This is a genomic window from Teichococcus globiformis (assembly GCF_042646265.1).
Lineage (GTDB): Bacteria > Pseudomonadota > Alphaproteobacteria > Acetobacterales > Acetobacteraceae > Pseudoroseomonas > Pseudoroseomonas globiformis.
Map to the genome: position 1 here is coordinate 135,766 of NZ_JBHRTN010000004.1, position 22,962 is coordinate 158,727.

Sequence of the window (22,962 nt, forward strand, 5' to 3'; positions counted from 1 at the left end):
TTCCCTCAGTACACGCGCGGCTTGGGCGGGAAGACCTGAACCTCGTTGGTGAGGGTCCGCATCTTCACGTCGCGGTAGTCCAGCCTGACCTTGTACTTGTCGTCGACCCAGGCCAGGGTGTGCTTCATCCAGTTGACGTCATCGCGCTCAGGGTAGTCCTCCTGCGCGTGAGCGCCGCGGGACTCCTTCCGGGCCTCGCCGCCCACCACGGTGGTCAGCGCGTTGCCAATCAGATTGTCCAGCTCCATTGCCTCCACCAGGTCGGTGTTCCAGATCATCGAACGGTCGCCGATCCGGATGTCCTTATAGGTGTCGGCCACCTTGCCCATCTTCTGGCAACCCTCCTTCAGCAACTCGGAGGTGCGGAACACGGCGGCATGTGTCTGCATGGTGCGCTGCATGTTCAGGCGCAGCTCGGCCACCGACACATCGCCCTTGGCGTGACGCACACGGTCCAGGCGGTCCAGAGCCATCTCGCCCGCCTTGGGTGGCAGCGGCGCCTGAGTGGCACCCGGCTTGAGGGTCTCGGCGGCACGCAGCGCGGCGGCGCGCCCGAACACCACCAGGTCGAGCAGCGAATTGGTGCCGAGCCGGTTGGCGCCGTGCACGGAAACGCTGGCCGCCTCGCCCACCGCCATCAGGCCGGGCACGACCCGGTCCTGGTCGTCGGCGGTCGGGTTCAGAACCTCGCAGTGGATGTTCGTAGGAATGCCGCCCATGTTGTAGTGCACGGTCGGCAGCATCGGGATCGGCTCCTTGGTCACGTCCACGCCGGCGAAGATCTTCGCCGTCTCGGAAATGCCCGGCAGCCGCTCATGCAGCAGATCGGCGCCCAGGTGCTCCAGGTGCAGGTGGATGTGGTCCTTTTCCGGACCGACGCCCCGTCCCTCGCGGATCTCCATGGACATGGCGCGGGAAACCACGTCGCGCGAGGCAAGATCCTTCGCGGTCGGCGCGTAGCGCTCCATGAAGCGCTCGCCCTCGGAATTGGTCAGGTAGCCGCCCTCGCCGCGGGCGCCCTCGGTCACGAGGCAGCCCGACCCGTAGATGCCGGTCGGATGGAACTGCACGAACTCGTTGTCCTGCAGAGGGATACCGGCGCGCAGCACCATGCCGCCGCCATCGCCGGTGCAGGTGTGGGCGGAGGTGCAGGAGAAGTAGGCACGGCCATACCCGCCCGTCGCCAACACCACGGTCTGCGCACGGAAGCGGTGGATGGAACCATCCTCCAGGTTCCAGGCCATGACGCCGCGGCAGGCGCCATCCTCCATGATCAGGTCGAGCGCGAAATACTCGACGAAGAATTCGCAGTTATGCTTCAGCGACTGCTGGTACAGCGTGTGCAGGATGGCATGCCCGGTGCGGTCGGCGGCTGCGCAGGCACGCATGGCGGGCGTCTTGCCGTAATCCTGCATGTGGCCGCCGAAGGGACGCTGGTAGATCTTGCCATCTTCGGTGCGGGAAAACGGCACGCCGAAATGCTCGAGCTCGATAATCGAAGGCACGGCCTCGCGGCACATGTATTCGATGGCATCCTGGTCGCCCAGCCAATCCGACCCTTTGACAGTGTCGTACATGTGCCAGCGCCAGTTATCCTCGCCCATGTTGCCGAGGCTGGCACCGACGCCGCCCTGGGCCGCGACCGTGTGGCTGCGGGTCGGGAAGACCTTGGTGATGCAGGCGGTGGTCAAGCCCGCCGCACCCATGCCGAAGGTGGCGCGCAGGCCGGCGCCGCCGGCGCCAACCACCACGACGTCATAGGTGTGGTCCACAATGCGGTAGGCGCCGTTGGAAGGCATGGTGATCGCGTTCATCGTCCCGATCCGTCCGTCACTTGCGCGGCGCGCAACAGGGGCCGCCGCCTTGTCAGAATCTTGCCGTCAATCGATGGCGGGGCAGCGGCGCCGCACCCGCCGTGCCGGATCACACCGCGATCCGCAGCACTGCCAGCATGGCCATCAGCGCCAGCACCACGCACAGCGCCTTCACCGCGAGGATGGAGGCCATACGATTGAACTCGCTACGGATATAGTCCTCCAGAACCACCTGCACACCCATGGCGGCGTGGTAGAAGGACAGGCCGATCGTTGCCAGCAGCAGCACCGCGTTGAAGGGGCGACCGATCCAGGCCAACGTGGTTTCGTAGCTGTGGCCGGCCAGGGATGCGGCCGAGAAGACGAACCACAGCGTCAGCGGCAGCAGCGCAATAGAAGTGACCCGCTGCATCCACCAGTGGTGCACGCCTCCCTTGGCGGAGCCCAGGCCACGAACCCGGCCCAGCGGGCTCTGCATCTGCTTGGAAGAAACATGTTCGCTCACGGCGGCGCTCCTCAGGCCCAGGCGATGATGGCAACAAGCCAGGTCAGCACCGTCATCACGCCGGTGCCGATCATCACCGCCTGGCCGGAGCGGTGCGTGCTGGGCAGGTCATAAGCAAAGCCTGCATCCCAGACCAGGTGGCGGATGCCACCCAGGGTGTGGAACCAAGCTGCTGCCGTCATGCCCAGCAGGATCAGGATGCCCAGGAAAGAGGACAAGAACCATTGCACATTGGCGAAGGCCTGCGGGCCGGCGGCAGCGGCCACCAGCCACCACACCATGAATATCAGCCCGACCGTCCAGGCACACCCCGTGATGCGGTTCGCAATCGACAGGCCGCTGGTGATCTGCACCATGTCATAGACTTGCAGATGCGGCGAAAGCGGCCGCCGCAGCGTCGAGCCATCCGTCCGGCGGCCAATAAAGGTCGCCTCGCGTGAGTCTTTTATTTTGGACATGGACCGATCCCGCTCCGCGATAATACCGTACCGCCCCAGCCAAACGCCGGGGCAGCGGCGGGAGGAGCAATGCGGCCTCCTTTTATGGTGCGCCGCCCCGTAGCGTCAACGCGCCCCAGGGGCGAGAATCCAAGGATTGACTAGCCCAGGACGCATATAGCTCCAGAAACCGGGAACGATATCGGGAGCCGCGGTACCCCGCGGCTCCCGGACACCTCGATTGGCACCATAGGCGGGAACTAGAGCCGATCAGTAGCCGCCATAGCCGTAGCCGGGCTGTGGCGCCCGTTCATAGTAATACGGATCGCGCGGCCGCTCCGGCGTGGTCGCTGCACCGCCCACTGCGCCGAGCGCGCCACCGATGAGGGCGCCGGTGCCGGCATTGCCGCTCAGGGAGCCAAGCCCTGCTCCCGCGCCTGCGCCGAGCAGGCCACCGCCCACTGCGCGCTGTCCGGGGCTGTAGCTGTTGCAAGCGGCCAGTCCAGCCGCGAGACCGCCCAGCAGCACCAACCGGGCCAAGGTGTTCCGCATGATCCGAATTCCTCCTTCTCGGCGTTCAACGCCGCAAGGCTGTCCGGGATGCGCGGCGGAACCAGGGCGCCGGCGCGGCGACGGAGAGGTGATCCGGTGGCGCCGCCGCCGCAATATGGCAGGTGGCGACGGCGACCCGGCAGGCGCTCAGCGGCCGAGAAGTCCGCGTTGCACCATTTCCTCGGCAATCTGCACGGCGTTCAGGGCCGCGCCCTTGCGGAGGTTGTCGCCCACGCACCAGAAGGCCAGGCCGTGCGGCACGGTTGGGTCGCGGCGGAGGCGGGACACGAATACGGGATCCTCCCCTGCCACATCCACCTGCGTGGCGTAGCCTCCATCCTCCCGCCGGTCGAGAACCGTGATCCCTGGCGCCTCACGAAGCGCATCCCAGGCCTGGTTCACCGTGATCTCGCTCTCGAACTCCACATGCACCGCTTCCCCATGGCCAATAAAGGCCGGCACACGGACGGCCGTCGCCACCACCTGGATGTCGGGGTCCAGGATCTTCCGGGTCTCCACCGCCATCTTCCATTCTTCCTTGGTGAAGCCGTCATCCAGGAAGCGGTCGATATGCGGGATGCAGTTGAAGGCGATGGGCTTGGTGAAGATCTCGGGGGTGGCCGGGTCGTTCACGAAGATGCCGCGAGTCTGTGTGAACAGCTCGTCCATTGCCTCCTTGCCGGCGCCGGAAACGGACTGATAGGTGGACACCACCACCCGGCGGATGCGGGCGATCTCGTGCAGCGGCTTGAGCGCCACCACCATCTGGATCGTCGAGCAATTCGGGTTGGCGATGATGCGGCGCTTGCGGAAACCCTCAAGCGCCTGCGGATTGACCTCAGGCACCACCAGCGGCACGTCGTGGTCCATGCGGAACTGGCTGGTGTTGTCGATCACCACGCAGCCCGCCGCCGCGGCGCGCGGCGCGTGCACCGCAGACACAGCGGCCCCGGGTGAGAACAGTGCCAGATCGGTTCCCTTGAAGTCGAAGGTTTCCAGGTTGCGGACCTTCAGCACTTGCTCTTCGCCAAAGGACACCTGCTGGCCTGCGGAACGGGGCGACGCCAGAGCGATGGCCTCACTCACCGGGAACTGGCGCTCGGCCAGCGTTTTCAGCATCTCGCGGCCGACATTGCCCGTGGCGCCGACGACGGCGACGCGATAGCCCACCATGTGACTCTTCCTCTCACCGCCCGGCGGCTCGGCACCGGGCGTCTTCTGGCCTGCAACGGTGCTGCCTTACGCCCGTAACGCGGCGCCGTGCAACGTCAGCGGCGAATGGCTTCCAGGAACCGGCCCGAGCCTTCCCGCAGGGTGGCTGCCTGCCCCGCAAGCTCCTGCACGGCATCGACCATGCCGCCAGCGGCCTCGCCGGTTTCCTCCGCCGCGCCTCGGACGCCGGCGATGCCGCGGCTGACCGTGCCCATGGCTTCGGCAACCTGTGCCGCGCTACGGGCGATCTCCTGGGTGGCGGCACCCTGCTGCTCCACCGCGGCAGCAATGGCGGTCGCGATGCCATTGGTCTGCTCCACCGTTCCGCCAATGCCGCGGATCGCCTCCACCGCCCGTCCAGTTACCGCCTGCATCTCGCCGATCTGCTGACCGATCTCCTCAGTCGCCCGTGCGGTCTGGCTGGCCAGGTTCTTCACCTCGGAAGCGACCACGGCGAAGCCTTTGCCGGCCTCGCCAGCCCTTGCCGCCTCGATCGTCGCGTTCAGCGCCAGCAAGTTGGTCTGCCCGGCGATGGAGGAGATCAACTGCACCACATCGCCGATGCGCTGGGCACTTTCGGCAAGGCCCCGCATGGTGACATCCGTGGCGCGGGCCTCGGCCACGCGACGCGTGATTTCGGTGATGGAAGCGGCCATCTGCTCGGCCGCGGCGGCCACTGCCTGCACGTCATGGTCGGCACGGCTGGCCGCGTTTGCCACCGCCCCCGCTTCCTGGCCCGATCGGCTGGCAATGCCGGCCAACCGGGCCGCTGCCTGCTGCAGCTCGGTGGCCCGGCCCGCCAAGCTGTTCATCACGCTGCCCAGCTCGGCCTCGAACCGGTCGGCCAGCCGGCTCTGCTCCGTCACCACGGTCCAGGCCAGCATCGGCCCAACATAGCCTCCGCCGCTATCGCGGATCGCCGAGACGGCCAGGTCCATCACCTCGCCGCCAACCTTGATCCGCGTGCGATAAGGCAGGCGGGACCCATCCTGCATCAGCGCTCTTTGCCGGGCGGGATCGCGGTGGAAGATGTCGAAGCTCTTCCCTATCACCTCCTCCGGCTGGCAGGGCAGGATGTCGGCAAGGTGGTCACGCAGGATGGCGCGCATGCGGGCATTCATGTAGCCGATGCGGAACTCATCTCGCGGATCGGCGGTGACGATGCCGATGGGCAGCTGTTCCAGCATCTGCTGCTGCGCGAAGCCGACTGTAAGCTGGCAACGCAGCCGCTCGGCCGCGTGGGCGATCCGCCCCACGGCATCCTTCCGCCGCCGGGCCGGCGGCCGGAGCCGGGTATCGCCGGCCGCAAGCCGCTCCATCTCTTCGGCCAATTGCCGCAGCGAAGCCGCCGAGGCCTGACCCAGCAACATGCCAAGAACGAGCATGGCAGCGGCCAATCCGGCAGCCAGAAGCGGCGAATGTGTTCCGCCCGAGACGGCGAGCATTCCAACCGCCCCGGCCGCAATCAGCGAGATAAGCGGGAAAGCGACAGCGAGCGGCACGTTCTGGAGGTTTCGCATCTTGCGTATCCATGGGCAGTAGCAGCGGTCCATTCTGCGCCGGCGAGGTTAAGCAAGACTTGAGATGGCCTCTTGCGGCCGGGCCTGGGCGGCGTAGATCAGGCAGCGTGCTGCACATCATCAAGCTCTGCGTCGGTCCGCGCGACGTCGCCACCCTCCGCTCGGCACAGGAACGGCGGATCAAGCTCGATCCCCCCCTGCGACATCTCACCCGCATGGCGCCCAAGCGCACGGCCGAAGTGCTGGACGGCGGCTCGCTCTTCTGGGTGGTGGCCGGCTTCGTCTGCGTCCGGCAACGGATCATCGAGATCCGCACCGAGCCGAGTGCCGATGGGACGCCGCACAGCGCCCTGGTGCTGGATCCGGAGCTGGTGGCGGTCGCCGCACGGCCGGTGAAGCCGTTCCAGGGCTGGCGCTACCTGGAACCGGATGCGGCGCCGCACGATCTGGGCAGTTCACCGTCCGATGCGTCAGGCATCGAGGCCCTGCCGGCCACGCTGCGCCGCGAACTGCAGACCCTTTGCCTGATCTGACGCATTCCGTTGGCGGATGACGGCGATTTCAGCCCGCGCCCATCACGGGGACAGTTGGCTGGAATGAAGCTGTTCCGGGCACCTTCGTGACCGGAACAGCGGCGCGGCCACGCTACGGCCGGCCCCCTTTCCGGTGGAGGTGAAGCAGGCCGGACGGCGCCTTTTTTCCCGGCAGGTGGCCGTCCGTGGTGAAGGGCCGGCCGGAGCGATCCGGCCGGCCCGCTTTCCGCCGGCTTCAACCGTCGGCGTCAGGATCCGGCTCCAGGCGGGGCCGCCCTCGCTGTGCCCGGCGTTCTTCGGGATCGCCCTGCGCTTCCAGCAGGGCCAGCAATCCTTCCAGCATCAGGGCCGGCGGCGGCGGACACCCAGGGATCACCAAATCCACCGGCAGCACCCGCTCCGCCCCGCCTTCCACGGCGTAACTGTCACGAAATACCCCGCCATCCATGGCGCAGTCGCCCACCGCCACCACCCATTTCGGATCGGGGGTGCAGAACCAGGCGCGTTGCATGGCCTCGGTCATGTTGCGGCAGGCCGGGCCGGTCACCAGCAGCACATCGGCATGCCGGGGCGAGGTCACGATCCGCAGCCCCAGCCGTTCCAGATCGTACACCACGCCGGACAGGGCATTGATTTCCAGTTCGCAGGCATTGCAGGAGCCGGAGCCGAGATGGCGGATTGCCAGGCTGCGGCCGAGCCGCGCCTGCGCCGCCGCTTCGAGCCGCTCGGCCAATGCTTCCACCGTGGCAGGCTGGCTCATCGGTGCAGGAGCCGTCAGCGGTGGACGGAACAGGGTTGCGGCCAGCTCTCCCCAGAAGGGCCGCGGCCATTCAGCCGGCCGCCAAGCCCAGCGGGCACGGAGCCAGGATGGCGCCGCCCAGCCAGGCCGGCGCATCACAGGTCCACCCCGCTATAGCTGGCGTTGATGGATTTGTTGCACAACGGAAACTCGGCCAGGATGTTGCCCTCCATCGCCGCCTCCAGCAGTGGCCAATGCAGCCAGGACGGATCGCGCGGGAAACAGGCGCGGATGAGGCCGGCCTCGTCCAGCGCCATCCAGCAGAAAGTCTCACCCCGGAACCCCTCGATCACGGCCAGCCCTTCCCCGGCTGCGGGCGGCTGCGGCCAGACGGTCAGGATGTCTCCCGGGCTCAGCCGGTCCAGGAATTCTGTCGCCAGCCGCAACGCTTCCTCCAGCTCTGCGATGCGCACGGCGAGCCGCGCCTCCACATCGCCGGCTTCCCGCACCGGCACGTCGAGGGTGCCATAGGGCGGGTAGGCCAGGTCCCGGCGCGCGTCGAAGTCGCGGCCGGACCCGCGCCCGACGTAGCCGCCCGCCGCGTAGAGCCGCGCCCATTCCGCCCGCACCACCCCCGTACCGGACAGCCTGTCCTGCAGGCTGGCATGGTCCTCCGTGACGCGACGCAAGACCGGCAGTTCCGCGGCGATCAGCGACAGCGCCTCGCGCAGCATGCCGGGCCCGCTCGGCGCGATGTCGATCGACACGCCGCCGGGCACCACGCGATCCATCATCAGTCGATGCCCGAAAGCGCCGTCCTGGGCCCGCAGCAACGCCTCCCGCAGCGCACCGCACCGGGCATGCGGCCAGGCGAAGGCGGCGTCGTTGCACAAGAAGCCCCAATCGTTCAGGTGGTTGGCAACCCGCTCCAATTCCGCCATCAGTCCGCGCAGCAGCAGGGCGCGCGGCGGCGGGGCAATCCCGGCGGCGGCCTCGGCCGCGGCGGCGAAGGCCCAGGAATGCGCCACGGTGGAATCACCCGAAATGCGCGCCGCGAAGCGGGCGGCCTGCCGGGGCGTGCGCCCACGCATCAACCCGAGCACGCCTTTATGCGCATAGCCGAGCCTGGCCTCCAGCCGCAGCACCGTCTCGCCCTGCACATGGAAGCGGAAATGCCCCGGCTCGATCACCCCGGCATGGATGGGACCGACCGGCACCTGGTGCACCCCCTCGCCCTCCCCGGGCAGGAACACCGGCTGCGGCGCATCCCCCGGCGTAGCGCGCGGCACGGGGGAAAGTGGCGCCGCCACGCCCCACCGCCCGTGATCGAGCCAGGGCCGGCTATCCACGCCGCCCTCGGCGCGCAGGCCCCAGAGATCCGCAATGGCGCGTTCAAACAACCTGGCGCCTGGACGGGCGGGGGACAGGGCAGGAAAGGCGTCGCCCGTCACCGCCAGCGTCGCCAGCAACGGCGCGCCGCCGGATGCCGGGCGAAAGGCCGCATGCACAGCGCCGTTCTCCGCCCACAGACCAAGCAGCTCCAACTCCGGTTCGGCGCGCAGGGCCTGCGGCAGACGGGCCCATTGCTCCACTGACAATTCGCGGCGGAAGCCGGTTCGTGCCGTTCCTTCGCCGATCAGCGCCATCGCCAGGCCTTCGCTCATCCGACGATCCTTGCGGCTTCCTGCAGCACGGCCCGCAGCGGTGCGGGCAGGGCGAACCCGAGCAGCAGGGCCAGCAACAGGTGCAGATGCAGCGGACCCAGAACGGCCCAGGCCACCAGCCGCTCCGGAAGCACGGTTTCGCCGGAGGCGGCACGAAGCGTACGGGTGGAGGCGGGTTCCAGCGCGACGGCCTGGACCTGCCGCAGCATGGCCAGCGTGCCGACCAGCAGCCCGATGCCCAGCGGCAGAGCCAGCCAGGGCAGCCGCGCCACGCTTTGCTGCATCAACAGGAACTCGCTGGCGAACAGGGAGAAAGGCGGCAAGCCGGCAATAGCCAGCATGGCCACCACCAGTGACCAGCCTAGAACCGGCCGTGCATTGGCCAGGCCGCGGAGCGCCGCAAGATCCCGACCTCCGGCCCCGCCGAGCCCGAAGAAGATCGCGCTCTTCACCAGCGAATGACCGATCAGCTGCAACATGCCCGCCAGCGAGGCGGCGCCCCCCAAGCCGAAGCCGACCGCAGCCAGCCCCATCTGCTCGATGCTGCTCCAGGCGAAGAACCGCCGCGCATCGCGCCGCCGCCAGAGCGAGAAAGCCGCCAGCAACAGCGATGCCACCCCCAGCGACAGCAGCAATGCGCCCGGCGGCAGGGCTTCCGCGTTCAGCCCCACCACCGCTTTGGCCCGCAGAATGGCGTGCAGCGCGGCGTTCAGCAGCAGCCCGGACAAAACGGCCGAGATGGCCAGTGGCCCCTCGGCATGCGCGTCCGGCAGCCAGGAATGTAGCGGCACCAGGCCAGCCTTGGTGCCGTAGCCCACCAGCAGGAAGACGAAGCCGAGGCTCAGCAGCCCGCCATCCGCCCGCGCCGCGACCTCTCGCAGCGCCGCAAAGGAAAGGCTCGACGCGCCCTCAGCCAGCAGAGGCTGCGCCGCCACGGCGAGGGTGATGGTGCCGAACAGCGCCAGGGCGATGCCCAGCCCACCCAGGATCAGGAACTTCCAGGCTGCCTCGATGGCGGCGCGAGTGCGGTGCAGACCCACCATCAGCACCGAGGCGATGGTCGCGCCCTCGATCCCAACCCAGACCAGACCAAGGTTCTCGGCCAGCAGCGCGAGGTGATGCGCGCCCAAAAAGAATTGGAAAGCGGCGTGGTAGGCGCGTGCCGCACCGGGGGTGAAGTTCTCGGACGGCCAGGCGGCGGCGGAGAAGCAGGCGGTGGTCAGCCCCACAAAGGCGCCGACCAGGATCAGCGGCAGATTCAGTGCATCGACGTGCAACAGCCCCGTCGCGCCCCAGGGCAGCGCCGCCAGGGCCAGGGCCAGCACGAAGCCCGCCGCCGCCAGCGCGATGTTCAGCAGCGCCGCCATGCGCTGCGAGGGCACCGCCGCCAGCGCGGCCCCACCCAGCAACGGCAAGGCGATCAGGAGGCCGGGCAGCACCAGGGGCGCGAGCGCGGCGTTCAAGGGGCATCCTCCACGAACGGCGCCTCGCCGCGATGTCGGTGCAGCAGGCCGAGGTCGAGCGTGGCGAAATCCCCTTCGGCGAAGTCTTCCCGCAGCCGCCAGGCGAAGAAGCCGGCGACACCTGCCAGAACCAGCACCAGCGCGGCTGTTGCAAGCTCCACCACCAGCGGCAGCCCGCGCACTCCTGCCGCCGCCAGCACCAGCCCGTTCTCCAGGCTGAGCAGCCCCACCACCTGGCCGATCGCATGCTGCCGGGTGATCATCATCAGAACGCCCAACAGCACCACCGACAAGGCGATGGCCAGGCCTTCGCGGGCCAGGGATGGGCTGCCGGTGGTGGCGGGCAGCACCACCAGAATGGCCAGTGCCACCAGCCCGACGCCAGCGATCAACCCGGGGCCGATGCCGATGGCCGTTTCCACCGCACGGTGCAGCCCGAACCGCCGCGCCAGCCAGCGCAGGCCCAGCGGGATGGCCACCGCCTTGGCGAGAAACGCCGCCAGCGCCGTGATGTAGAGCCCGGCTGCGTCCAGCACCCAGCCCTGCCAGGCTACCAGCAGTGCCAGCAAGGTCCCTTGCACGGCCAGCGCGGAGATCACCGCCCCTACCCGGCGCTGGTACAGCAGTACAAAGGAGAGCAGCAGCACGCCGCCGCCCAGCAGATGCGCGACGTCGTAGGGAAGCTGACCCATCACGCAACCCCGGCCGAGAGAAACAGGAACACCGCACCCAGCAAGGCCAGCAGCAGCGCGGCCCCCAGGAACTCGGGCACGCGGAAGACGCGCATGCGGGCAATGGCACTTTCCATCAGGGAAAGGCCCAGGGCGAGAAGGCCGATCTTGCACAGCCAGGCCATGAGGCCGAACAGCCAGGGCAGCAGCCCGCCACCGGGCGGCGCAGTGCCCATCGGCAGGAACAGCGCCGCCAGCAGGGCCAGCCAGAGCATCAACCTGAGAGCCGCCTGCATCTCCCAGAGGGCCAGGTAGCGGCCGGAGCTTTCCAGCAGCATCGCCTCGTGCACCATGGTGAGTTCCAGATGCGAGGCCGGGTTGTCGACCGGCAGTCTGCCATTCTCGGCCAGCGCCACTGCCAGCAGCGCCAGCAGCGACAACAGCAGCGACACGCGCACTCCCTGCCCGCCTTCGGCGAAGGCAAGGCCCACAGCATCGAGGTTGGTGCCTCCGGCCAGAATCGCGAATCCGAGCACGGACAAGATAAAGGCGGGCTCGGCAAAGACGGCGAAGCTCATGGCCCGGGCCGCGCCAAGATCGCCGAAGGCGGTGCCGACATCCATTCCCGCCAGTGCCAGGGCGAAGCGGGACACGGCCAGCAGCCCGCCGATCAGGATCAGGTCGGCCAGCGGCGCCAGGGTCATGCCGTGGGCGAAACCGGGCACCAGCGCGGACGCCGCCACCGTGGCCGCCAGCGCAGCGTAGGGCGTGGCAGTGGACACGATCGACGCACTCTCGGCCAACAGCGGCTGCTTGCGCAGAAGCCGGAGGATGTCGCGCCAGGGCTGTAGCGGAGACGGTCCACGCCGGCCCATCAGCCTTGCCTTCAGCCAGCGCACCACGCCCACCAGCAGCGGCGCGAGGCCGAGCATCAGCGCCAGGTGCAGGAGCTGCGCCAACAGCCCGCTCCAGAAGCCGGGTGGAATGGTCATGGACCGATGCCTCGCTGGCCGAGCAGCACCAGCAGGGCAAGCAGCAGCAGCAACGTGCCGAAGGCAAGCGCGAGGAACTGCCGGATGGTGAGGCCGCGCAGCCGCTCGGCGGCGCCGGCCAGCCGCTCCCGCGCGGTGCGCAAAGAATGCAGCAGCGCCGGCAAGGCCGGATCATGCCAATCCGCGTCGATCCGAGCAGGGTTCGGATCGCCCGGTGGCCGACCGGTGACATGTTCACGCCCCGCCAGCAGCCGCCCACCCAGCATCCGCCGTAGCGGCTGGGCAAAGCCGGACGCGCTGGCCTGGGTATCTGGGTCACCAAAGGGCAGATGTGCCGGAGGCGCGATGAAGCCGCCATCCCACACCGGGCCACGGGCCGGAGCAAGCGGAGTAGCGCGACGCAACAGCGCGGCCAGCCCGGCGGCCGCCACCACCAGCAGCAGCGCCACGCCCAGGGGCTGGTACCCCGGCAGCATGGAGGGCCCGACCGACCACAACCCCGCCTGCACCAGCCCCGGATGCGCGCTGAGTTGCGCCACCGCCGGCGCCCCCAACGCCAGCAGCGCCCCCGGGACCAGACCGGCCAACAGCAGCAGCGCCGCCAAGCCGATCAGCGCGGCACGGGCCGGGGGCGCGGCTTCCTGCGCACCCAGTGTCCGCGGCGTGCGGGCACGACCCAGAAACACCAGCCCCCAGAAGCGCAGCATCGCGAAGGCGCCCAGCGCGGCGGACAGCGCGGCGACGGCGGTGCACGCGGCAACCAGAACCTGCACCCAGAGCGAGCCTACGCGCCAGGCCGACAGCAGCGCCTGCAACAGCAGCCATTCGCCGGCAAAGCCCAGCAACGGCGGAAGAGCGGCGGCCGCGGCGGCCCCCACCAGGGCGGCGCCTGCCACGAGCGGCATGGCATGGATCAGCCCGCCCAGCGCATCCAGCCGGCGCGAGCCGGCGCCCGACTCGATCTCCCCCGCCGCCAGGAACAGCAGGGTCTTGAACAGCGCGTGGCCGAGGGCGTGCAGCAGCGCCGCCCCCGCCGCCACGGAGGCAAGCGGCCCCAGATCCGCGCCGCGCAGAATGGCGGCAAGGCCGAGCCCCATGGCCACCAGCCCGACATGCTCGATGGTGGAACAGGCCAGAAGCGTCTTGCCATCCACTTCCTGCGTCGCCCGCAGAGCGCCAATCAGGGCCGAGGCGGCACCCAGCAACAGCAGCGCCGCGCCCCATCCCGGCGGCTGCGCAGGCCCGCCCAGATCGAGCACCAGCCGCGCCACCACATACAGGGCGACCTTGGTCATGGCCGCCGACATCAGCGCAGACACACCAGCGGGCGCAACCGGATGGGCGATCGGCAGCCATCCATGCAGCGGCCAGATCCCGGCCTTGCACCCTGCACCCAGCAACACCAGCGTCATTACGGCGGCAGCCACCCAGCCGGTTGGCGGCGCCGCACGGAGGCCGGCAAAGGACAGGTCGCCGGCGAGCCCGCCCAGCAGGCCAATGGCCGGCACCAGACAGGCGGCGCCGAACAGGGAGAACTGCAGGTACAGCCTCGCGGCGTCACGGGCGCTGGCGTCGCGCGTTTCCATCGCCCGCGCCACCAGCAGCCCCCAGGATGCGAGCGACATGACCTCGAAGCCGAGGATCAGCGTGAAGCCATCGGCCGCGGCAAGCGTCAGCGCCATGCCGAACAGAAACAGTGGATAGGGGATCAGGCGGGCCGGCGGTGCCGCTGCTTCATGCGCCCAGGCGAACAGGCCGCAGGCCAGTCCGACCAGCCCCAGAAGCAGCAGGAACCAGGCGGACAACCCATCCAGCGCGAGGCTCAGCGGCGCCCAGGGCGGACCGACGGGCAGCAGCACCGGTGCCCCGCCGCCCATCGCCAGCGATAGCACGGCCAAGGTAACGAAGCCCAGCGACACAATGGCGCAGCCGCCATGCACCAGCCGCGCCGCATCCGGCCAGCGCGCGGCAAATCCCCCGCAGAGCGAAAGCACCAGAAGAACAATCAACAGGATGGCGAGCGTGGCGCTCACGGCGCCAGAGGGGGAATCGTCACAGGGCGGAGGATAGGCAGCGCGTTGCCGCGCCGTAACCCGCAAATGTCACGATGGCGGCGCAATCGGCCGTCACAGCATCTCCAGCGGCTGCTTCCGCTTGGGCGGCGGAAAGGCACCATCGAGCTCGGCGAGGTCTTCGGGCGTCAGCACAATCTTCCACACCCCCGCATTCTCCCGCAGATGCACCTCGTCTGAAGCCTTGGGGATGCTGATGATTCCGGGGTTGCGCAGCGTCCAGGCCAAGGCGATCTGCGCCGGGCTGGTGCCCTGCCGCTCCGCGATGCGCTTCAGGACCGGCTGCCGCAGCAGCGATCCGCCCTGCCCTACCGGAGAATAGGCCATCACCGGCATCTTGAGCCGCGCCGCAAAAGGCAGCAGGTCGAACTCCACGCCTCGGGCCTCGAGGTTGTAGAGGACCTGGTTCGTGGCGCAGTCCCCAAGCTTGTCGCCAAGCTCCTCCAGGTCCGACACGTCAAGGTTCGAGACGCCCCAGCGGCGGATCTTGCCTTCGGCCACCAGCTTCTCCATCGCCTCCACCGTTTCGGCCAGCGGGACGGAACCGCGCCAGTGCAGCAGATAAAGGTCGATGGCATCGGTCTTCAGCCGCTTCAGGCTGCGCGCGCAGGCCTGCGGCAGCCGCGAGCGCGATGCATTCTGCGGATAGGCCTTGGTGACCAGGAAGACTTCGTCGCGGCGCCCCGCGATGGCCTCGGCCACCACCTCTTCGGCACCGCCCTCAGCATACATCTCGGCGGTGTCGATGAGCGTCAGGCCGAGATCGAGGCCGAGCCGCAGCGTCCGCGTTTCGGCGGCGCGGTCGGCGCCACGTTCGCCCATCTTCCAAGTGCCCTGACCCAGGGCGGGAACCGTGCTGCCGTCCGGCAAGGTGATGCTGTTCATGGCGAACTCCCTTCTGGCTTCCTATCTTGACCACATGCAGACCATTGGCCCACGACCCGCCGCCGCCCTGGCCCTGTTTGCCCTTGCCGCCGCGTTCGGGCCACTCCCCGCGCGCGGTGCCACCGAAAGCTTCGGTCCCTGGATCCTATCCTGCGCTGCCGATCCCATGACCGATCACACCGCCTGCCGCATGACCCATGCGACGCCCGTGGACCCCGCGACGGCCAGCGAGGCGCCGCTGGCGCTCGAGGTCGCGTCCCGCCGTGGCGTGCTGGTGCCGGTGGTCACGGCACGCGATCTCGGCATGGACGGCGCAGCGCGTGGCCTGCTGGCCCTGACCGGCACGGTGCAGCTTCGCTTCCCGCCCCACCAGATGATGGAACTGCCCTGCGGGCTGGAAGGCCGTTCCGTGGTTTGCGCGCCCCGGCCGGAAGACGCAGCGCGGGCCGCGGCGGAATTGCCGGACGCCGACCGCGTGCTGCTGCGGATCATGGGCCTGGGGGCCGCCACGGCCGAGAGCACGCCACGTGAGCTTCCGCTTTCCGACACTGCCCGGGCCTTGGCCGGATTCCGCGAGCATGCCCCGCCCAATCAGGCGGATGAGCCGCCGCCGCCCTTCGACCTGCGCGAGATGCTGATGCGCTTCCAGCGCTTCTTCTTCAGCCAGCAGCCCTGAGCCTCCTCCGCCGAGGCACCCGGCGCGGCGCGCAGACGCGCCGGCGCCCTGTTTCACTCCCTTGCAGTGGTTGCGTGGCGGGGCTCGGTGCTGGCCCGTGGCGCTCTTGCCGGGCTCGGGCCAGGCTGGATTGCCCGGGAAGATCGCGTGCTGCTCCCGTCTTCCTCCTCCCGTTCCATCCGGAAAGAACGCTGGCGCGGAGCTTCGCCGCGTGTCCGGTTCTCCGTTCGCCGCTTCAGCGCAGGCTGAAAGGGCCGCCAGATCAGGAACCGTGGCGGCCGGTCGTTCTCGGGCGCGCCCTTGTTGGAGTCGCTCACCGTTGCCGTTCCTCCGTGCCGGCGCGTTCTCTCCCAGGAATGAAGCGCCTGCCAGGTCAACCCAAAGCGCCGGCTGAGGTTGCGGTTCAGAAGTCGTAGAGCCGTGCCGGGTTGTCCACCAGTATGCGGTGACGCAGTCCCGCATCCGGCGCCCATTCGGCCAACAGGTTCAGCACCCGCCCGTCGTCGATCGGCATGGGCGGGGCGATGTCGGTGGCGCCGCGGCCAGCCACCGGAACGCTGTCAGGGTGCGGCCAGTCGCTGCCCCAGACGATGCGCTCGGGATTGGCGGCGATCAGGGCACGCGCCAGGGCGGCCACCCGTGGGTAGTCCGGCGCCTCGGAGGAGGCCCGGTAGGCGCCGGACACCTTCACATACGCCCGGCCAGCCCGCACCAGTTCCAGCACCGAGGCGAATCCCGGCTGTTCCACCCCTTGCGCTGCCTGGGCCCCTGCGAAATGGTCGAACACCACCGGCATGGGCAAGGCAGCCAACCGAGCCCGTAGCGCCTCGATCAAGGTCAGTCGCGCATAAATCTGGAGGTGCCATAGCCGGCCCTGGATGCGCGCCACCGCCGCATCCAGCAGCCGCCCCGCCGCCGCGGGATCAGTGACGCCGCCAGTTTCCAGATTGACGCGGATGCCACGGATGCCCGCCGCATGCATGGCATCCAGCTCCGCCGCGCCGGTTTGCTCGCCGATCACCGCAACGCCACGCGCGCGCAGCGGGCCGAGTTGCCGCATGCCATCCAACGTGGCGCGATTATCGGTGCCGTAGACGCTGGGCTGTACGATCACCACGCGGTCCATGTGCAGGGCGCGCTGAAGGGCCAGCAAATCATCCGCCGTGGCGACAGGCGGGGTGTAAGCGCGGCCACTCCAGAAGGGAAAGGCGGTGGGATCCGGAAAAACATGCACATGGCAGTCGCAGGCGCCCGGCGGCACGGCGAACCCGACGGGCGTGCGCACCGTGCTTGGAGCGGCTGTTCCCGAAGATCCGCCGGCCGCACCGCCCCCGCTGGCACAACCGCCCAGCATGCCGCCCATGGCCGCAAGCCCTGCCGCACCGGCCAGCTGGAAGCCTTGTCTACGGGACATCATCCTCATTTCCTTCCCCCTGTTTCTCAAGGTCGGAAACTGTGGTCCCGCAGGCGTGCCCCGGCAAGCCAGCTCCGTCAAAGGCGGATGACGACCTCCAGATACTCCGAAGGCACCACCAGACCGTCGCCACCGCCCCGGTCGAACTCCAGCATCAGATCGGCCAGGCCCCGCTCCAGCGTGATCTGCCCCGCCGGGTCCAGCGCCAGGAAAGCCTTGTGCACCGGACCGTAATAGGAGCGGAACACCTCGGTGAAATGGGCCGGCGAACGGTAGCGGAAGTTGAAATGCCGCGTGTTCGTTTCGATGGCTGCGCTGGGAAACAACTCCTGCAACCGGTCTCGCGTGCCCCACAAGGCGGGTGAACGCACTCCGGCCGGCGGCGGCAGCAGGCCCCCGATCAGCCTGAACACCCGGCCGACAAAGCTCGCGGGCGTCCAATTGGCCAGGCCGATCCGCCCGCCCTTGCGGCAAACACGACGCATCTCGGCAGCGGCGCGATCCTGATCGGGGGTAAACATCACCCCAAATGTCGAGAGCACCACGTCAAAGGCCGCATCGTCGAAGGGCAGCGCCTCGGCATCCGCCGGGCGGAACACGATGGGCAGCCTCTCTGCCTCGGCTCGCCGTCGGCCACGATCCAGCAACTCCGGGACATAGTCGGAGGAAACAACATCGGCGAAGCGCCGCGCAGCGGCCAGGCTGGCATTGCCGTTGCCCGCCGCCACGTCCAACACCCTCTCGCCGCTGCGGAGATCGAGCGCCTCGCATAGCGACTCCCCCACGATCTGCAGCGTGGTGCCGATCACCGCATAGTCGCCAGACGCCCAAGCGGCCATTTGCCGCGTCTTGAGCGCCGCAAGATCGGGCATGGCTTCCGACATGACCCGGCCCTCCCATTTGTTGTTATATCGAAATGAAATGGCCGTGGCACAGCACACGGCGCTGCCCGTTACGCGGGCGGAACGCATCATTGCACCCGCCGCATTCCCGCGTCGTCAGATTTTCGTGATCCGGACCTTCCCGAGCCGCTCAGCGCGCCAGCCAGCGGCGGATTCGTTCTGGTGCCTCCGCCATCGCATCCTCTGCCCCGCAATAGGATAGGCGCAGAAAACGTGAGCCGCGCTCCCGGTCGAAATCCACGCCCGGGGTTGCGGCGATGCCGGCCTCGGCCAGCATGCGGGCGGCAAAGGCGACGCTATCCCGCGTCAGGGCCGAGACATCCGCCCACAGATAGAATGCCCCATCGGCCTGAGCCAGGCAGTCAAGGCCGGCTGATGGCAGGCCGGCGAGCAGCACGTCCCGGCTGCGCGCATAGGCGGCCTTGTTGGCTTCCAGTTCGGGACGGCAGTTGAAGGCGGCCTCGGCTGCCAGCTGAGCCACATGCGGCGCGGAGATGAACAGGTTCTGGGCCAGGCATTCCACAGGCCGCAGCAAATCCTCTGGCAAAACCAGCCAGCCGATCCGCCAGCCGGTCATGGAGAAGTACTTGCTGAAGCTGTTCACCACCACGGCGCTCTCGCTGAACGCCGCGGCCGTGCTTTCCGCCATACCGTAGGAAAGGCCGTGATAAATCTCGTCCGAGATCAACCGGATGCCGCGGGCGTGGCACCATTCCGCGATCGCCGCCAGCTCCCCGGGCGTCAGCATGGTGCCGGCGGGATTACAGGGGGAGGCAACGATCAGCCCGTCCGGCAGAGGGTCGAGCTGTTCCAGCATGCCGATGGTGGGCTGGAAGCGGGTATTCGCGTCGCAGGGCAGCAGCACGGGGCGCATACCCAATGCCGTCAGGATGTTGGCGTAGGGCGGATAAAAGGGTGCGGCCATGGCCACCCGGTCCCCGGGATCAAAGGCGGCCAGAAAGGCCAGCGGAAAGGCACCGGAGGCGCCCACCGTCACCGCGATGCGGCGCGCCGGCACCGTGGCGCCGTAGTGCTCGGCATAATGGCGGCTGATGCGCTCCCGCAGCGATGGCAGCCCGAATGCCTCCGTGTAGCCCATGGGGGCACCGGCCTGGAGTGCCCGGATCGCCGCCTCGGCGGCACCACGCGGCGCGCCGGTCGAGGGCTGGCCCACCTCCATGCGCAGGATGCCCGGCGCGCCGGGCGGCAGGGCACGGCCCGCCGCGTTGGCTGCGGCAATCACGTCCATCACCAGAAAAGGGGGAGCCTCAGCGCCGCGGCCGGTCTTGAGCATGGCCTCAGGGTGTTCCGCCGAGTGACAGCCCGCCGCCGCGCGGATCTGCGGCCTGGGAGCATTGCGCGGCCTCGCCCGGCAGGTAGCGCGGGCAGGTGATGAGGTTGGCCCGACCGGGTTCCGGCACCGAAGCCGCGGCCGACACCGCATCCGCACCGTTGAGCAAGGCGCGCGCCAGGGGCAGTGCCAGCGCGATCGGCGCCGCGGCCTGGCCGGTGCCAGCGCCAGCATAGCGGAAGGCGGAAAGGTTGGGGTTGTGCGCCAACGCGGCTGCCAGCAAGGGTGGCTCCACCCGGCCGCGATTCGGCGCTGCGGCCAGCAGGAAGCCCGTCTGCGGCACCATGCGCCCGGTTCCGAACAGGTTGTTGAGGGTGAAGGCGCAGGACACCGCATTGCCTCCGCGGTCCACCACCATCAGGGAAGAGGAAGCGGGCAATACCGGCGCCGCGCCGGAGAAAGCGACATCGCCGGCGAGCAGCGCCTGGGCATCCCCGCCCCGCTCGCGCCACGCTGTCGACACGGCGAGGGCCCGCTGCGAGGCAGCGTCCACGCCGGCTCCGCCCTGCAGCGCCTGAAACGCCGCCGCACCCGCCAGTCCGCCGTCGGCCGGTGGCGGCAGAAAGGAAACGATGTCGCGGCCCACCGTCATCTGCAGCGGCCGGGTGACCACCGGAATGGCCGCGCGGAGGGCCTCCAGGGAAAGCGGACCGCCGATGCGTGGCGTGGTTTCCTCCAGCCGGCGGGCCAGCGCCCCCTGATGCATGTCGCCCACGCCCGAGATGCGGAGCGCCGCCAGGGTGCCGCCCAGATCGGCTTGCACCAGGCGCTCGCCATCGCCGAGCGGTGCGCCGGAAGGGCCGGCAAACACCGCCCGCGCACCGGGATCGGCCAGCAGAGGGCCGGCCACGGCCGCCAGATCCTGCGCCAGAGCGCGGGACACAGTGGTGCCGAACCGCGCCAGCTGCTCGGCCGGCGCGACCAGTTCGTTGAAGGGACGGCGGGGATTGCGCGTGTGCAGGGCGAACAGGCCGCGCGCCAGCATCGGCACCGCCGCCGGGCGGTCGCCCGCCATCCCGCCCTCGGGCGCGTTGGCCGGGAACAGCAGCGCCTCGGTGGCATTGGCGGCACGGTTATAGACAAGGCAGGCGCCGCCGCCGCCGAGGCCGGTGCGAGAGGGCAGCGTCACCGCCAGGGCGAAGCCACCCGCCACCGCAGCATCCGCCGCCGTCCCGCCGCCGGAAAGCACGTCCCGCGCAACCAGCGCCGCACGCGGCTCATCGGCCACAACGGCACCCAGATAGCCGCGCACATGCCCCGGTGTCCCCTCGGGGATCGGGTTGCCGCCGGTGACGCTGCTGACGGCGCCGCAACCGGCAAGTCCCACCGCCAGCAGCGCCAGGGACGAGGCATCGCGCCCCTTGCGGATCGTCATGGTCCGGGTGCGGCTGGTGCTGCTCATGCTCGCCTTTCTGCATTGCCTGCGGCCGGGGGGAGGGCCGTGCCGCTCCCAACCTCATGCCTCGGGCCATAGACGCCTTCCGCCGCAGCGGCAACCGCCCTGCGGCCCGTCGGGCCGGCCAGAGAATCGCAACACGGCGGGGGGTGCGCCGGGTGGGGGCTTGGCGGCCGGGCATCGCTGCCCCACAACGGCGGCGCCGGAAACCCCTTGCCGCCGGAGAACTGCATCATGCGCCACCCCGCGCCGTTCCTTTCCATGGCCCGTCGCCCTTCTTCCGCTCCTGGGCGGAGACGGGTCGCAGGACTGGCCTTGCCGCTGGTGCTGTCATTGACGCTGGCAGCGCCACCCGCCGAGGCGCAGGCCCTTTCGCCCGAACAACGGGCCGAGGTGGTGGAGGTGATGCGGGAAGCGCTGAAGCGCGACCCCTCCATCCTGCGCGACGCCATTGCCGCCATCCAACAGGCGCAGCAGCAGGACCGCGCGGGCCAGCAGCGCGACGCCGTTGCGCGTCACCGCGACGCCCTGCTGCACGACGCCGCCGACCCGGTGAAAGGCAATCCGCGGGGCGACGTCACCATTGTTGAATTCTTCGACGCGCGCTGCGGCTACTGCAAGGTACTGCATCCGGTGATGGAGCAGCTGCTGCGCGAGGATGACCGTGTCCGGCTGGTGCTGAAAGACCTGCCGGTGCTCGGGCCACCCAGCGTTGCCGCCAGCCGCGCCCTGCTCGCCGCGCAGCGACAGGACAAGTATCTGCCTTTCCAGGATGCGCTGCTGCGCTTCCGGGGCGAGCCCACCGAGGCGGTGCTGAAGGCCGAGGCGATACGCGCCGGCATCGACTGGACCCGGTTGCAGCGCGACATGGAGGATCCCTCGATCCAGGCGCGGCTTGACACCAACATGGCCCTTGCCCGTGCGCTGCAAATCGAGGGCACGCCGGCGCTGGTGATCGGCGACACGCTGGTGCCGGGTGCGGTGGATCTGGCCACGCTGAAGCAATTGGTGGCACAGGCCAGGCGTAATCCGGGCTGACCGAAGCCTCGGGGAACTGTTCGACCCCTCCGGTTGCCCTGCTCGCCGCGCCGGGTAAACTGTTGCCGTTCAGCGAACGACAGGGAGGGGCATGGGACACGCGGATGGCGCCACGGGCGATCCGGCCTCGGGCGGCCAGGCGGCGGTTCAGGCTCGGCCTGTCTTTCCGGTGCAGCTGCCCGTGCCGCGCCTCGGAGACTGGGCTCGCGGCAACCTGATGCCGGGTGCCTGGAGCTTCGCGGCCCCCACCCCCGGCCCACACCTTGCACTGGTCAGCCTGATGCATGGCAACGAGTATGCCGGCGCCGCCGTGCTGCAGCGCTGGCTGGAAGCCGGGCTGCGCCCCGATCGTGGCCGCCTCACCCTGGTCTTCGCCAACCTCGCCGCCTTTGCCCGGTTCGATCCCGCCGATCCCACGCTCAGCCGGTTCATCGACGAGGACATGAACCGCATCTGGGGGGACCGCGCCTTGAAGGGGCCGCGCCGCAGCACCGAACTGGACCGTGCGCGGGATCTGCTGCCCCTGCTGGAAAGCGCCGACCTGCTGCTCGACCTGCATTCCATGCTCTGGCCGTCGAACGCGTTGATGCTGACCGGCCGGGCCCGCCGTGCCATGCGGTTGGGCGCCCGGCTGGGTACGCCGCCCCTGGTGGTGGCCGATGAGGGACACGGCACCGGGTTGAGACTGATCGACCGGCCCGCCTTTGCCGCGGAGGACGGGCAGCGTACTGCGCTTCTGGTGGAAGGCGGACAGCACTGGCAGGACGCGACCCTGGAAACGCTGGGTGCCTGCGCCGCAGCGCTGCTGCGCGAAAGCGGTTGCTTCGACCTGGATCGGCTGGCCGCCACCTTGCCGGAATCGGCCCGGCGACACGGCACGCCGCAGCTGGCTGAGGTGACACGCACCGTGGTCGCCGGAACCCACGGCTTCCAGTTCGTGCGACCCTTCCGCGGAGGCGAGGTGGTGGCAGAAGGCGGCACGCTTCTGGCCACCGATGGCGGAGAAGAGATCCGCACGCCACACGACCAGTGCCTTCTGGTGATGCCAAGCCCGCGCACGCTGCGCGGCCATACCGCAGTGCGGCTGGCCCGCTTCCTGGCGCCCGGCGACGCCTGAACGCCGCCG

At 69.4% G+C, this 22,962-nt stretch carries 21 protein-coding genes; 4 read left to right on the plus strand and 17 right to left on the minus strand.

All coding sequences use genetic code 11. The features are described from left to right. Positions 1 to 5: 5 nt before the first annotated feature. From sdhA to ACFOD4_RS02480, 6 genes are all read right to left on the minus strand, one after another. On the minus strand, positions 6 to 1,814 hold the full coding sequence (gene sdhA / locus ACFOD4_RS02455; protein WP_379593256.1) for a succinate dehydrogenase flavoprotein subunit: 1,809 nt from the start codon (positions 1,812 to 1,814) through the stop codon (positions 6 to 8). Between the two features lie 109 nt (positions 1,815 to 1,923). After that, positions 1,924 to 2,319 carry a succinate dehydrogenase, hydrophobic membrane anchor protein gene (gene sdhD / locus ACFOD4_RS02460; RefSeq protein WP_379593258.1) on the minus strand — a complete coding sequence of 132 codons (396 nt, stop codon included), beginning with the start codon at positions 2,317 to 2,319 and terminating at the stop codon, positions 1,924 to 1,926. 11 nt (positions 2,320 to 2,330) lie between these two features. Beyond that, on the minus strand, positions 2,331 to 2,777 hold the full coding sequence (sdhC, locus tag ACFOD4_RS02465; RefSeq protein ID WP_379593260.1) for a succinate dehydrogenase, cytochrome b556 subunit: 447 nt from the start codon (positions 2,775 to 2,777) through the stop codon (positions 2,331 to 2,333). 249 nt (positions 2,778 to 3,026) lie between these two features. Beyond that, complete coding sequence (locus ACFOD4_RS02470) at positions 3,027 to 3,308, minus strand: hypothetical protein (protein ID WP_379593262.1); 282 nt, start codon at positions 3,306 to 3,308, stop codon at positions 3,027 to 3,029. Between the two features lie 147 nt (positions 3,309 to 3,455). After that, positions 3,456 to 4,478: an aspartate-semialdehyde dehydrogenase gene (locus tag ACFOD4_RS02475; RefSeq protein WP_379594721.1), complete on the minus strand. Its 1,023-nt coding sequence runs from the start codon at positions 4,476 to 4,478 to the stop codon at positions 3,456 to 3,458. Between the two features lie 98 nt (positions 4,479 to 4,576). Next, entirely contained in the window at positions 4,577 to 6,040 is a 1,464-nt protein-coding gene (locus ACFOD4_RS02480; protein ID WP_379593264.1) for a methyl-accepting chemotaxis protein, read from the minus strand. Positions 6,041 to 6,147: 107 nt separating this feature from the next. Between ACFOD4_RS02480 and ACFOD4_RS02485 the strand changes: the two genes are divergently transcribed. Beyond that, the gene (locus tag ACFOD4_RS02485) at positions 6,148 to 6,573 is read left to right on the plus strand and encodes a DUF1489 family protein (RefSeq protein ID WP_379593266.1); all 426 of its coding nucleotides are present in this window, start codon (positions 6,148 to 6,150) and stop codon (positions 6,571 to 6,573) included. A gap of 235 nt (positions 6,574 to 6,808) precedes the next feature. Here ACFOD4_RS02485 and ACFOD4_RS02490 read toward each other — a convergent pair whose 3' ends face one another. From ACFOD4_RS02490 to ACFOD4_RS02520, 7 genes are all read right to left on the minus strand, one after another. Further along, positions 6,809 to 7,333, minus strand: coding sequence for an NADH-quinone oxidoreductase subunit B family protein (locus tag ACFOD4_RS02490; protein WP_379593268.1), 525 nt, complete (start codon positions 7,331 to 7,333; stop codon positions 6,809 to 6,811). A 134-nt stretch (positions 7,334 to 7,467) separates the two neighbouring features. Then, positions 7,468 to 8,976: a hydrogenase large subunit gene (locus tag ACFOD4_RS02495; protein WP_379593270.1), complete on the minus strand. Its 1,509-nt coding sequence runs from the start codon at positions 8,974 to 8,976 to the stop codon at positions 7,468 to 7,470. Further along, a complete protein-coding gene (locus tag ACFOD4_RS02500) occupies positions 8,973 to 10,439 on the minus strand; it encodes a proton-conducting transporter transmembrane domain-containing protein (protein ID WP_379593272.1) in 1,467 nt (488 codons plus the stop codon). Before ACFOD4_RS02500 ends, ACFOD4_RS02495 begins: the two co-directional genes overlap by 4 nt. Continuing rightward, on the minus strand, positions 10,436 to 11,131 hold the full coding sequence (locus ACFOD4_RS02505) for a hydrogenase-4 component E (protein ID WP_379593274.1): 696 nt from the start codon (positions 11,129 to 11,131) through the stop codon (positions 10,436 to 10,438). The genes ACFOD4_RS02500 and ACFOD4_RS02505 overlap by 4 nt, the downstream gene beginning before the upstream one ends. Continuing rightward, positions 11,131 to 12,102 carry a respiratory chain complex I subunit 1 family protein gene (locus ACFOD4_RS02510; protein ID WP_379593276.1) on the minus strand — a complete coding sequence of 324 codons (972 nt, stop codon included), beginning with the start codon at positions 12,100 to 12,102 and terminating at the stop codon, positions 11,131 to 11,133. The genes ACFOD4_RS02505 and ACFOD4_RS02510 overlap by 1 nt, the downstream gene beginning before the upstream one ends. Further along, the gene (locus ACFOD4_RS02515) at positions 12,099 to 14,135 is read right to left on the minus strand and encodes a proton-conducting transporter transmembrane domain-containing protein (protein ID WP_379593278.1); all 2,037 of its coding nucleotides are present in this window, start codon (positions 14,133 to 14,135) and stop codon (positions 12,099 to 12,101) included. The genes ACFOD4_RS02510 and ACFOD4_RS02515 overlap by 4 nt, the downstream gene beginning before the upstream one ends. A gap of 93 nt (positions 14,136 to 14,228) precedes the next feature. After that, on the minus strand, positions 14,229 to 15,059 hold the full coding sequence (locus ACFOD4_RS02520) for an aldo/keto reductase (protein WP_379593280.1): 831 nt from the start codon (positions 15,057 to 15,059) through the stop codon (positions 14,229 to 14,231). Between ACFOD4_RS02520 and ACFOD4_RS02525 the strand changes: the two genes are divergently transcribed. Further along, entirely contained in the window at positions 15,058 to 15,735 is a 678-nt protein-coding gene (locus ACFOD4_RS02525; protein ID WP_379593282.1) for a hypothetical protein, read from the plus strand. The two genes, ACFOD4_RS02520 and ACFOD4_RS02525, sit on opposite strands and share 2 nt — an antisense overlap. A gap of 403 nt (positions 15,736 to 16,138) precedes the next feature. Here the strand turns inward: ACFOD4_RS02525 and ACFOD4_RS02530 are convergent, their stop codons facing one another. From ACFOD4_RS02530 to ACFOD4_RS02545, 4 genes are all read right to left on the minus strand, one after another. Then, positions 16,139 to 17,152, minus strand: a complete 1,014-nt coding sequence (locus ACFOD4_RS02530; RefSeq protein ID WP_379593284.1) for an amidohydrolase family protein — start codon at positions 17,150 to 17,152, stop codon at positions 16,139 to 16,141. 74 nt (positions 17,153 to 17,226) lie between these two features. After that, positions 17,227 to 18,033, minus strand: coding sequence for a class I SAM-dependent methyltransferase (locus ACFOD4_RS02535; RefSeq protein ID WP_379593286.1), 807 nt, complete (start codon positions 18,031 to 18,033; stop codon positions 17,227 to 17,229). Positions 18,034 to 18,181: 148 nt separating this feature from the next. Then, entirely contained in the window at positions 18,182 to 19,345 is a 1,164-nt protein-coding gene (locus ACFOD4_RS02540; protein ID WP_379593288.1) for a pyridoxal phosphate-dependent aminotransferase, read from the minus strand. 4 nt (positions 19,346 to 19,349) lie between these two features. After that, positions 19,350 to 20,804, minus strand: a complete 1,455-nt coding sequence (locus tag ACFOD4_RS02545) for a gamma-glutamyltransferase (protein ID WP_379593290.1) — start codon at positions 20,802 to 20,804, stop codon at positions 19,350 to 19,352. 228 nt (positions 20,805 to 21,032) lie between these two features. On the opposite strand from ACFOD4_RS02545, the gene ACFOD4_RS02550 reads away from it, so the two are divergent. Then, positions 21,033 to 21,836 carry a DsbA family protein gene (locus tag ACFOD4_RS02550; RefSeq protein ID WP_379593292.1) on the plus strand — a complete coding sequence of 268 codons (804 nt, stop codon included), beginning with the start codon at positions 21,033 to 21,035 and terminating at the stop codon, positions 21,834 to 21,836. Between the two features lie 91 nt (positions 21,837 to 21,927). Beyond that, positions 21,928 to 22,953 carry a M14 family metallopeptidase gene (locus ACFOD4_RS02555; protein ID WP_379593294.1) on the plus strand — a complete coding sequence of 342 codons (1,026 nt, stop codon included), beginning with the start codon at positions 21,928 to 21,930 and terminating at the stop codon, positions 22,951 to 22,953. The last annotated feature ends 9 nt before the right edge of the window (positions 22,954 to 22,962 follow it).

Excerpts from the sequence above, each read along its gene's own strand:
- sdhA (WP_379593256.1), bottom strand. The coding sequence starts at position 1,814 with ATGAACGCGATCACCATGCCTTCCAACGGCGCCTACCGCATTGTGGAC.
- sdhC (WP_379593260.1), bottom strand. The coding sequence starts at position 2,777 with ATGTCCAAAATAAAAGACTCACGCGAGGCGACCTTTATTGGCCGCCGG.
- ACFOD4_RS02470 (WP_379593262.1), bottom strand. The coding sequence starts at position 3,308 with ATGCGGAACACCTTGGCCCGGTTGGTGCTGCTGGGCGGTCTCGCGGCT.
- ACFOD4_RS02480 (WP_379593264.1), bottom strand. The coding sequence starts at position 6,040 with ATGCGAAACCTCCAGAACGTGCCGCTCGCTGTCGCTTTCCCGCTTATC.
- ACFOD4_RS02490 (WP_379593268.1), bottom strand. The coding sequence starts at position 7,333 with ATGAGCCAGCCTGCCACGGTGGAAGCATTGGCCGAGCGGCTCGAAGCG.
- ACFOD4_RS02495 (WP_379593270.1), bottom strand. The coding sequence starts at position 8,976 with ATGAGCGAAGGCCTGGCGATGGCGCTGATCGGCGAAGGAACGGCACGA.
- ACFOD4_RS02505 (WP_379593274.1), bottom strand. The coding sequence starts at position 11,131 with ATGGGTCAGCTTCCCTACGACGTCGCGCATCTGCTGGGCGGCGGCGTG.
- ACFOD4_RS02510 (WP_379593276.1), bottom strand. The coding sequence starts at position 12,102 with ATGACCATTCCACCCGGCTTCTGGAGCGGGCTGTTGGCGCAGCTCCTG.
- ACFOD4_RS02525 (WP_379593282.1), top strand. The coding sequence starts at position 15,058 with ATGGCGAACTCCCTTCTGGCTTCCTATCTTGACCACATGCAGACCATT.
- ACFOD4_RS02520 (WP_379593280.1), bottom strand. The coding sequence starts at position 15,059 with ATGAACAGCATCACCTTGCCGGACGGCAGCACGGTTCCCGCCCTGGGT.
- ACFOD4_RS02530 (WP_379593284.1), bottom strand. The coding sequence starts at position 17,152 with ATGATGTCCCGTAGACAAGGCTTCCAGCTGGCCGGTGCGGCAGGGCTT.
- ACFOD4_RS02535 (WP_379593286.1), bottom strand. The coding sequence starts at position 18,033 with ATGTCGGAAGCCATGCCCGATCTTGCGGCGCTCAAGACGCGGCAAATG.
- ACFOD4_RS02540 (WP_379593288.1), bottom strand. The coding sequence starts at position 19,345 with ATGCTCAAGACCGGCCGCGGCGCTGAGGCTCCCCCTTTTCTGGTGATG.
- ACFOD4_RS02545 (WP_379593290.1), bottom strand. The coding sequence starts at position 20,804 with ATGAGCAGCACCAGCCGCACCCGGACCATGACGATCCGCAAGGGGCGC.
- ACFOD4_RS02550 (WP_379593292.1), top strand. The coding sequence starts at position 21,033 with ATGCGCCACCCCGCGCCGTTCCTTTCCATGGCCCGTCGCCCTTCTTCC.
- ACFOD4_RS02555 (WP_379593294.1), top strand. The coding sequence starts at position 21,928 with ATGGGACACGCGGATGGCGCCACGGGCGATCCGGCCTCGGGCGGCCAG.